Source organism: Dyella ginsengisoli LA-4, from assembly GCF_000334915.1.
Lineage (GTDB): Bacteria > Pseudomonadota > Gammaproteobacteria > Xanthomonadales > Rhodanobacteraceae > Dyella_A > Dyella_A ginsengisoli_A.
This window is the reverse complement of the sequence record NZ_AMSF01000066.1, coordinates 1-10,141: the sequence shown is the minus strand read 5'-3', so window position 1 is coordinate 10,141 and position 10,141 is coordinate 1. Positions and strand designations below refer to the sequence as shown.

The following is a 10,141-nucleotide window of genomic DNA, read 5'->3' as shown; positions in this document are numbered from 1 at the left end:
CGCCCCCCCCCCCCGACACGCCGGTCGCGCATTGCCAGCGACACGGCTCGCTGAGCGAACAGCGCGATGGCTCTAGGAAATGTGCCGGAAGGTCAGATTGATGCGTGGCATCGTCACCCGCGTCGTGCGTGGCAGCGCGTGCTGGTAAAGCTGCTGGGTATCGCCGGCCATGCGCAGCAGGCTGCCGTGTGCCAAGCGCAGCTCCGACGTACGGCGGCCGGGTTTATCGCGCTGCCGCGGGCGGAACACGAACCGCCGCTCCGCCCCCAGACTGAGCGAGGCGATCACCGGCTGCGCCCCCAGCTCGGGCTCGTCGTCGCTGTGCCAGCCCATCGCGTCGTCGCCATTGCGATAGAGATTGGCCAGCACGCTGTTGAAACGCGCACCGCAGGCCTGCTCGACCCGTGCGCGCAGCCCCTGCAACTGCTCCGGCCAGGGATGCGGATCGAAGCGCGTGCCGGAATAGACATAGCTCGCGCCCGGATCGCCGATCCAGCAGCTCAGCCGCGGCGAAGCCACCTCGCGCCCGAAGATGCGGATGCGGTGGTTCTCCCAGCGAATCGCCACCAGCAGCTCGGCCAGCAGCGCATCGGCCTCGGCCGGCGCCAGCCAGTCCTCGACGATCGCCAGCGCCGCCCCGGGTAGCGGCAACTCCTGCCACGTGGCTGCGGCCAGCACGGCGGGTTCAGGCGATCGCGGGGTATGCCGGCTCGGCATCCAGCGTGGCCGCGACGATGCCCGCCAGTTCCAGCAGGCGCAGGTCCGAGCCTCGGGCACCGACCAGCTGCAGGCCGATCGGCAGACCGTCCGGCAGGGTACCCATCGGGATGCTCACCGCCGGGCAGCCGGCCAGGCTGGCGAAGCTGGTGAGGTCGGCGATCGAGTCCGGCGCCGGGCCATCGAGCGGAAACGCCCCCTGCGGCGTGGTCGGCAGCACCAGCACGTCTACCTGCGAGAACAGCCGGCGCATCTTCAGCGTGGCCGCATCGAGCACGCGGTCGGCGTTGGCGTAGTCACCTGCCGACTTGCGGGCGGCGTAATCCAGCATCCCGCGGAAACGCGGCGACACCGGATGCGCGGTGTCGGCCAGGTCGGCGGCGAAGGTGCCGAGCATCTCGGCCTCCATCAGCAGCAGGCCGGCACGGCGGGTGCGGGCGAAATCCCAGTCGCTGAAATCCACGGTGCGGCGCTCGCCCAGTTCGCGCGGCAGCTTCGCCATCGCCGCGTCGAACACCGCGGCGACCTCCGGCGCCACGCCCACTGCGGCCAGATCAGGCAGCAAGCCGGCGCGCAACCGGCCCGGCTCCCAGTCCATCAGGTCGAACGCGACGCGACGCCGACGCGAGCGCGCGTCGTCGGCGTCGTAGCCGGCGAGCACCTGCAGCAGCACCGTGAGGTCATCCACGCCGCGCGCCAGCAGGCCGACCGCATCGAGGCGTCGCGCAGCAGGCACCAGGCCACGGGCGGAGATCTCGCCATGGGTGGGCTTGAGCGCGAACACACCGCAATAGCTGGCAGGGATGCGGATCGACCCGAGACTGTCCGAGCCGATTGCCGCCACCGCCAGCCCGGCTGCCACCGCCGCAGCCGCGCCACCGGACGAGCCGCCCGCGCTGTAACCGTGCTTCCACGGGTTGTGGGTGGCGCCGAAATGCGGGTTGTCGGTCACGGCGCCCAGCGCGCCCTCGTCCATGTTGGTCTTACCCAGCAGCACGGAGCCGGAGGCACGCAGGCGCGCGACGGTGTGGGCGTCGTCTTCGGCAGGCGCCAGCCGCCCCGGCAGCCCGGCGCGGGTCGGCCAGCCAGCCACGTCGAAGTTGTCCTTGATCGCGACCGGGATGCCATCCAGCCGCCCGATCACCCCGTCACGTCGGCGCTTGCTGGCGGTGCGTGCCTGCTCCTGCACCAGGCTGCCGCGCACGTCCACGTAACAGTTGAGCTGCGGATCGATGCGCTCGATCGCCTGCAGATAGGTGTCGGCCAGCACCTGCGGCTGCACGCGATCGATCGCCAGCCAGTGCAGCAACTGGCAAAGGGTCGCCCGGCGCATGTCCCGTTCGGAGATCGGCGGCAACGAATTCATGCAGGCTCCCTGTAAAAGACGTGCCGGGATTATCCCCGCTCCACGTGAAGCGAATGCAAGGCTTGCCGCAGCACGTTTGCCCGGCAGCGCGGGAATCCGGACAATGCGCCTCCTGTTCGATACCCGTGCGCACGGTCAATCCGGCGCCCCAGCCCGACCCGATGGAGCCCGCCATGAGCGAACGCGAGACGATGGAATACGACGTGGTGGTGGTGGGTGCAGGCCCCGCCGGCCTGTCCTTCGCCATCCGGCTCAAGCAGCTGCAGCCGGATACATCTATATGCGTGATCGAGAAGGCTTCGACCATCGGCGCGCAGATCCTCTCCGGCGCGGTGATCGAGCCGCAGCCGCTGGACGCCCTGCTGCCGGGCTGGCGCGACAATCCGCCGCCGATCTGCGTGCCGGCCACCGACGACGAGTTCTGGCTGCTCAGCAAGACCGGCGGCCGCAAGCTGCCGGTGCCGCCGGGCATGAACAACCACGGCAACTTCATCGTCTCGCTGGGCGCGATGTGCGCCTGGCTGGCTCCGCAGGCCGAGGCGCTGGGCGTGGATGTGTTCCCAGGCTTCGCCGCCGCCGACACCATCTATAACGACGACGGCTCGGTCGCCGGCGTGCGCATCGGCGACATGGGCGTGGCGAAGGACGGCTCGCACAAGCCGGGCTACACCCAGGGCATCGACATCAAGGCCCGGGTCACCGTGCTCGCCGAGGGCGCGCGCGGCAGCCTGACCAAGCAGCTGATCAAGCGCTTCAGGCTCGATGCGGACAGCGACCCGCAGGGCTACTCGATCGGCATCAAGGAGCTGTGGCAGGTACCGGCCGGCCGCGTGACGCCGGGCAAGATCGTGCACAGCGTGGGCTGGCCCGCCGACAGCCGCACCTACGGCGGCAGCTTCCTCTATCACCTGGACGGCGACCGCATCGCACTGGGCTATGTCAGCGGTTTGGACTACACCGACCCGAATTACCAGCCGTGGGAGGCCTTCCAGCAGTGGAAGAACCACCCGATGGTCAAGCCGCTGCTCGAGGGCGGCAGCATCCTCTCGGCCGGCGCGCGCGCCATCGTCACCGGCGGCTACCAGTCGCTGCCGAAGGTGGAGATGCCCGGCGCCCTGCTGATCGGTGACACCGCCGGCCTGCTCAACGTGCCGAAGATCAAGGGCACCCACCAGGCGATCCGCAGCGGCATGCTCGCCGCCGAACACCTGGTGGCCCATGATCTCAAGCCCGCCGGCTTCGACGCGAAGCTGCGCGGCTCGGAGGTGATGGCCGAGCTGAAGAAGGTCCGCAACATCAAGCCCGGCTTCAAGAAGGGCCTGTGGTTCGGCATGGTGAATGCCGCCTGGGAGACCGCCGTCGGCGGCGCCTCGCCGTGGACCCTGAAGAACAAGGCCGACTGGTCGATGCTGCACAAGCTCGGTCAGCAGGAGGAGCCGAAGCGCGACTACGTGCAGCGCGACCTGCCGCCACGCGACCGCCTCGCATCCGTCTATTTCGCCGCCACCGAGCACGACGAGGACCAGCCGGTGCACCTGCAGGTGGCCGACACCTCGGTCTGCGTCACCAAGTGCGCCGAGGAATACGGCAACCCCTGCACCCGCTTCTGCCCCGCCAACGTCTACGAGATCGTCGACGATGAGGCAGGCAAGCGCCTGCAGATCAACGCCGCCAACTGCGTGCACTGCAAGACCTGCGACATCAAGGACCCGTACCAGATCATCAACTGGATCACGCCGGAAGGCGGCTCGGGACCGAATTACCAGAACCTCTGATCGCAGGCATCCAGTCCGTTGGCCGGCAAACTCTCCTGGCGGCTCAAGCGCATCGCCTACCTTCTGCAGCGCCTGCGCGGCAGCGTGGCGTTGCGCGGCTGGCGCGGCACGCTCTCGCGCATCCGGCAGGAATTCCAGCCGCCCCCCGCCCGTGACGACAGCCTCGAACTGATCGCGCTGGACGAACCTTTCGCTGCGTTCGCCCTGCCCTGCCCGGAGGCACCGAAGGTGTCGGTGGTGATCCCCGTGCACGGCAAGCGCGAATACACCGTCGCCTGCCTGCGGTCACTGTCGCGGCACGGCGCCGGGGTGCCGTTCGAGGTGATCGTGGTCGATGATGCCTCCCCGGACGACACCGTCGCGGTGCTCGGCCAGATCAAGCGCCTGCGGTTGCTGCGCAATGCCGAGAACCTCGGCTTCGTCGGCAGCTGCAAAGCCGGCGCAGCGGCGGCCCGCGGCGAGTTCGTGGTGTTCCTCAACAACGACACCCAGGTCACCGCCGGCTGGATCGATGCGCTGCTGCGCTGCTTCGCCGAGCGCCCCGGCTGCGGCATCGCCGGCAGTCGCCTCGTCTATCCGGACGGACGGCTGCAGGAAGCCGGTGCGCTGGTATTCGCCGATGGCAGCGGCTGGAACGTCGGCCGCTTCGAGCCGCGCGATGCGGCGCCGTTCCGCTATCGCCGACGTACCGACTACGTGTCCGGCGCGGCGCTGATGATCCGGCGCGAGACGTTCGAGCGCATCGGCGGTTTCGATCCGCGCTATGCCCCCGCCTACTACGAGGACGCCGATCTCGCCTTCGCCGTGCGTCGCCTCGGCCTCGAGGTCTGGTACGAACCGGCCAGTATTGTCGTGCACTGCGAGGGCATCAGCGCCGGCACCGACCTGGACGCCGGCATGAAGCGCCATCAGCGACCGAATCAGGCGGTCTTCGCCGACAAGTGGAAGGTCGAACTCGGGCGCCAACCACCGCCCGGCACGCCGCTGGATCGCGCCGTGCGCTGGCATCGCCGCGGCCGCGTGCTGGTGGTGGACGCCACGCTGCCCGACCCCACGCGCGACTCGGGCTCGCTGCGGCTGTGCGAGATCCTGCGGATTCTCGACGAACTGGGCTGGAGCGTCGCGTTCCATCCCGATGACGGTCGGGCGGACGGGGCGGGTATCGACCGCCTCGGCGCGCTCGGTTGCGAGGTGCTCGTCAACCGCGACATCGGCCGGCTGCCCGACTGGCTGCGCCGGCACGGCCGCGAGCTGCACGCCGTCATGCTCTGCCGACACACCGTCGCCGGACAGTATGCCGATCTGGTGAGGCGCCTGGCGCCGCAGGCCCGGTTGCTGTTCGACACGGTGGACCTGCATTTCCTGCGCGAAGAACGCGCCGCTGCGCTGGCCGGCCATACCGGCATGGCCCAGCAGGCGGGACTCTCGCGCCGCAGCGAAATCGCCCTGATCGAACAGGCAGACACCAGCTTCGTTGTCAGTCCCTACGAAAGGGAACTGCTGGCGCAGCTTGCCCCGTCGGCAAAAGTGGAGCTGCTGTCCAACATCCACCGGGCGCACGATGGCCTCCGTGGCCACGCGGAACGCCGCGACCTGATGTTCATCGGCGGCGCCGGCCACCCGCCGAACGTCGATGCGCTGCGCTGGATCGCCACCGAGATCCTGCCGCGATTGCGCGATGTCATCCCGGACCTGTGCGTGCATGCCTTGGGCGACATGCCCGAAGCACTGCACCGCGAGCTGGCCACACCCGGGCTGGAGCTGCACGGCCGCGTACCGGACCTCACCCCGTGGCTCGATCGCTGCCTGGCGTCGATCGCGCCGCTGCGCTTCGGCGCGGGCGTGAAAGGCAAGATCAACATGGCGATGAGCCACGGGGTACCGGTCATCGCCACGACCCTGGCCGTCGAAGGCATGCAGCTGCGGCACGACCACGACGTGCTGGTGGCCGACGACGCCTCCGCGTTCGCCGACGCCGTGCGCCGGCTGCACGGCGATGCCGCACTGTGGGACGCACTGTCTCGCCACGGCATGGACAACGTCCGTCGCCACTTCTCGCCGGAGCTCGCGGCTGCCGCGCTGCGGCAGGCACTGGATTGACCGACCGCACCCGCTCGGCAACCATCCGGGCTCACCCACGCCACGACCATGCCGCTTCCCGACCGCCTCCACCGCCCCTTGTTCTCGGCCCTGCGCCGCGCATTCCGTCTGCTTCCGTTGCCGACGGGCGTGCGCGACCGCTGGCGTCAGCGCTTCCTGGACCGATACACCGGACTGGTGCCGGAGGGGCCGCGTGGGCAGGACGCACCCGCGGACGCAACCTCGCGGAGGCCCCTCCGCCACGCGGGCGGTCGTGCGCTCGGCTATCGGGAGCACGTTCCCGGCGCCCTGCCCGAGCCACTACCGGCCACGCTGGTGGCGTTCTACCTGCCGCAGTTCCATCCGATCCCGGAGAACGATGCGTGGTGGGGCGAAGGCTTCACCGAATGGCGCAACGTGACGCGCGCGCTGCCGCAGTTCGAAGGCCACCTCCAGCCCCGGTTGCCTGGGGCACTGGGCTTCTACGACCTGCGACTGCCCGAGGCCATGCGCCAGCAGATGCGGTTGGCGCGCGAGTACGGGATCGGCGCGTTCTGCAGCTACTTCTACTGGTTTGCAGGGGCGACCCTGCTTGAGCAACCGCTGCGACAATGGCTGGACGATCCGACGCTGGATCTGCCGGTCTGCCTGTGCTGGGCGAACGAGAACTGGTCGCGGCGATGGGATGGCCGTGCCGATCACGTACTGATCGCACAGCGGCACAGTCCGGAAGACGATCTCGCCTTCATCGCGCACGCGGCGAAATACCTGCTTGACCCGCGCTACCTGCGCGTAGGCGGCAAGCCCTTGCTGCTGGTCTACCGCCCGGGGTTGCTGCCCGAGCCACGGAAGACCGCCGAACGCTGGCGCCGCTGGTGCCGCGAGCACGGCATCGGCGAGATCCATCTCGCCTACGTGCAGAGTTTCGACAACGTGGATCCGGCAGACATCGGCTTCGACGCGGCCGTGGCTTTCCCGCCGAACAACATCACCCCCAGGCCGATCACCGACCGTTTCCGGCTGATCAATCCCGACTTCCGCGGCGATATCCACGACTGGCGCGAGCTCGCGGCCACCGAACTGCCGAAGCCGCCTTACACGCTTTATCCGGCAGTGAACCCAGGCTGGGACAACGAGCCGCGTCGTTCCGGGCGGGGCCGCGTTTTCATGCACGCTTCGCCTCGCCTGTACGGCGAATGGTTGCGCCGAAGCATCGCGCACGCCTCCGCCACGCAGCCTCCTGGCTGGTCGCCACTGGTGTTCATCAATGCGTGGAACGAGTGGGCCGAGGGCGCCGTGCTCGAACCGGATGCGCGGCTCGGACATGCGTGGCTGCATGCGACCCGTGCGGCCATGCAACCACCCGTCGAACCCGACTCGCGCCCCTGCGCCGTGATCCACGCGTGGTATCCGGAGGTACTGGGCGAGATCCTCGATCGCCTCAAAGCCTCGGGCCTGGACTGGCGGTTGCTCGTGACCACGACCCCGGACAAGTCGGATGCGGTACGCCTGGCCATGGCACGCGCGGGCACCGACGGCGAGATCGTAACGGGGGAGAACCGCGGCCGCGACATCCTGCCTTTTCTCCGGCTCGCCGACCGTCTGCTCGACGAGGGGGTGCAGGTCGTACTGAAGCTCCACACCAAGCGCTCGCTGCACCGGCAGGACGGCGAGGCCTGGCGACGCGAGCTGCTCGACAGCCTGCTGGAGCGACAGCGTGCACAGAGGATGCTTCAAGCTTTCGTCGACGATGCCTCGCTGGGTTTGGTTGCAGCGGACGGCCATATTCAACGTTTTGGCCATTACTGGGGAGCGAACCGCAAAGCCAGCGAATACCTGGTCACCCGGCTCGGCCTGCCTCCCTTCGACCTCGATAACGAGCACTTCATCGCCGGAAGCATGTTCTGGCTCCGGCTGGATGCCTTGCGGCCACTGTTCGATGCACACCTTGGCATAGATGAATTTGAAGAAGAGGCCGGTCAAGTAGACGGCACCCTGGCCCACGCGGTAGCGCGCCTCTTCCTAGTGACCACGCAGCGAGCCGGCTATCGGGCCGATACGATCGGGCGAGTATGCGGCGAGTCGACTGAGGGTAGTCAGACCCTCCCATACGCGCGGCGTGACTGAACACTACGGCCGTTGAGTGCCAGCGTCGCGCAGACGCTGTCGTTAAACAGAAAAGGAGATTCTCAGGAGCTCTAGCTAGCCCAGGCGACCATACGCGGGCGCACGGAAAGCGCTATCGGGTTAGAATGAGCGTTCGATTTTAGGCCCCTGCGGCCGGCAACTCCCAAGGAAACGCGAATGAAGATTCTGGTCGGCTACAAGCGCGTCGTGGACTACAACGTCCGCATCCAGGTCAAGCCCGACGGCACCGGCGTGGTGACCGACGGCGTCAAGCTCTCCGCCAACCCGTTCGACGACATCGCGCTGGAAGAGGCGCTGCGGCTGCGTGAGAAAGGCGTGGCGACCGAGGTGGTGGTGGTGGGCATCGGCCCGGCCGACCTGACCGCTCACCTGCGCAACGGCCTGGCGATGGGCGCCAACCGTGCCATCCACGTGGTGACCACCGACGCCGTGCAGCCGCTCACCGCCGCGCGCGCCTTCCTCAAGCTGGTGGAAAAGGAGCAGCCCGGCCTCGTGCTGATGGGCAAGCAGGCGATCGACGACGACGCCAACCAGACCGGCCAGATGCTGGCCGCGCTGTGGGACCGCCCGCAGGCCACCTTCGCCAGCAAGCTGGAGATCGCCGACGGCAAGGCCACGGTGACCCGCGAGGTGGACGCCGGCCTGGAAGTGATCGAGGCCGAATTGCCCGCCGTGGTGACCACCGACCTGCGCCTCAACGAGCCGCGCTTCATCAAGCTGCCGGACATCATGAAGGCCAAGTCCAAGCCGATCGACACGATCGAGTTCGACAGCCTCGGCGTCGAGGCGCACGACCACCTCGCCACCACCCACTACGCCGCGCCGGCCAAGCGCAGCAAGGGCGTGATGGTAAAGGACGCTGCCGAACTGGTCGCCGCCCTCAAGCAGAAGGGCCTGCTGTAACCCCATCATCGGTAGGAGCCCGCTCGCGGGCGATGCTGTTGATTTGATGCTGATCCAGCGCAAAGGACATCGCCCGCGAGCGGGCTCCTACGCAGAACATCGGAGACATCCATGAGCAAGATCCTCGTCATCGCCGAGCACCTGCACGGCAAGCTCAACCCCGCCACCGCGCGCGCCGTGAGCGCCGCCGTTGCCGTCAAGCCCGAGGCCATCGACGTGCTGGTGCTGGCCGACAACGTCGATGCCGTCGCCGCCGAAGCCGCTGCCATCGAAGGTGTCAGCCGCGTGCTCACGGTCGCCCGCGCGGAGAACGCGCATGCGCTGGCCGCCGTGCTCGCGCCGCAGGTCGCCAAGGCTGCTGGCGGCTACAGTCACGTGTTCGCGCCGTCCACCACCTTCGGCAAGGACCTCGCCCCGCGCGTGGCCGCCCTGCTCGGCGTGGCCCAGGTCAGCGACGTGATGAGCGTGGAGGGCGCACACGCCTTCAAGCGCCCGATCTACGCCGGCAACGCCATCGTCACCGTCGAGGCCAATCCGGCGCACGCCGTGGTCGCCACCATCCGCACCGCGTCCTGGCCGGCCGCCGCCAGCGGCGACAGCAAGGCTCCGGTGGAGGCGCTGGCGCTCGACGTGGCCCTGCCCTCGCACACCCGCTTCGTCGAACTGCAGCAGGGCTCGAGCGACCGCCCCGACCTGCAGAGCGCCAGCAAGGTGGTGTCCGGCGGCCGCGGCGTCGGCTCGAAGGAAAACTTCGAGATCATCTACAAGTTCGCCGACAAGATCGGTGCGGCCGTCGGTGCCTCGCGCGCGGCGGTCGACGCCGGCTACGTGCCGAACGAGCTGCAGGTCGGTCAGACCGGCAAGATCATCGCCCCCGAGCTGTACATGGCCATCGGCATCTCCGGCGCCATCCAGCACCTCACCGGCATCAAGGATGCCGGCACCATCGTGGCGATCAACAAGGACGGCGAGGCGCCGATCTTCGAGGTGGCCGATTTCGGCTTGGTAGGCGACTTGTTCAAGATCGTCGATGAGCTCGAAGCAGAGCTCTCTTGAATAAGACGGCACCACTGACCGACGTCCCCCCGCTTTGAGTAGCGGGACGGTTTGGAGTCCGGGGTCACTTTAACTGCTTGGCATAGGCGGCGGGTGT

Annotated in this window: 7 protein-coding genes; 5 read left to right on the top strand and 2 right to left on the bottom strand. The window is 68.5% G+C overall.

Annotated elements, in window-relative coordinates:
* Positions 1–72 precede the first annotated feature (72 nt).
* Positions 73–678: an alpha-ketoglutarate-dependent dioxygenase AlkB gene (locus C693_RS0115715; RefSeq protein WP_017463233.1), complete on the bottom strand. Its 606-nt coding sequence runs from the start codon at positions 676–678 to the stop codon at positions 73–75.
* 7 nt (positions 679–685) lie between these two features.
* A complete protein-coding gene (locus C693_RS0115710; protein WP_017463232.1) occupies positions 686–2,083 on the bottom strand; it encodes an amidase in 1,398 nt (465 codons plus the stop codon).
* 173 nt (positions 2,084–2,256) lie between these two features.
* Here C693_RS0115710 and C693_RS0115705 point away from each other — a divergent pair, with 173 nt between their 5' ends.
* The 5 genes from C693_RS0115705 (at position 2,257) to C693_RS0115685 (ending at position 10,044) form a co-directional block, all read left to right on the top strand.
* Positions 2,257–3,858, top strand: a complete 1,602-nt coding sequence (locus C693_RS0115705) for an electron transfer flavoprotein-ubiquinone oxidoreductase (protein WP_017463231.1) — start codon at positions 2,257–2,259, stop codon at positions 3,856–3,858.
* A gap of 18 nt (positions 3,859–3,876) precedes the next feature.
* Complete coding sequence (locus C693_RS0115700; protein ID WP_017463230.1) at positions 3,877–5,958, top strand: glycosyltransferase; 2,082 nt, start codon at positions 3,877–3,879, stop codon at positions 5,956–5,958.
* Between the two features lie 48 nt (positions 5,959–6,006).
* Positions 6,007–8,064, top strand: coding sequence for a glycoside hydrolase family 99-like domain-containing protein (locus C693_RS0115695; protein ID WP_017463229.1), 2,058 nt, complete (start codon positions 6,007–6,009; stop codon positions 8,062–8,064).
* A gap of 177 nt (positions 8,065–8,241) precedes the next feature.
* Positions 8,242–8,988, top strand: coding sequence for an electron transfer flavoprotein subunit beta/FixA family protein (locus C693_RS0115690; RefSeq protein WP_017463228.1), 747 nt, complete (start codon positions 8,242–8,244; stop codon positions 8,986–8,988).
* Between the two features lie 111 nt (positions 8,989–9,099).
* A complete protein-coding gene (locus C693_RS0115685) occupies positions 9,100–10,044 on the top strand; it encodes an electron transfer flavoprotein subunit alpha/FixB family protein (RefSeq protein ID WP_017463227.1) in 945 nt (314 codons plus the stop codon).
* Positions 10,045–10,141: the final 97 nt, after the last annotated feature.

Coding starts and splice junctions, on each gene's coding strand:
- C693_RS0115695 (WP_017463229.1), top strand. CDS start 6,007: ATGCCGCTTCCCGACCGCCTCCACCGCCCCTTGTTCTCGGCCCTGCGC.
- C693_RS0115685 (WP_017463227.1), top strand. CDS start 9,100: ATGAGCAAGATCCTCGTCATCGCCGAGCACCTGCACGGCAAGCTCAAC.
- C693_RS0115705 (WP_017463231.1), top strand. CDS start 2,257: ATGAGCGAACGCGAGACGATGGAATACGACGTGGTGGTGGTGGGTGCA.
- C693_RS0115710 (WP_017463232.1), bottom strand. CDS start 2,083: ATGAATTCGTTGCCGCCGATCTCCGAACGGGACATGCGCCGGGCGACC.
- C693_RS0115690 (WP_017463228.1), top strand. CDS start 8,242: ATGAAGATTCTGGTCGGCTACAAGCGCGTCGTGGACTACAACGTCCGC.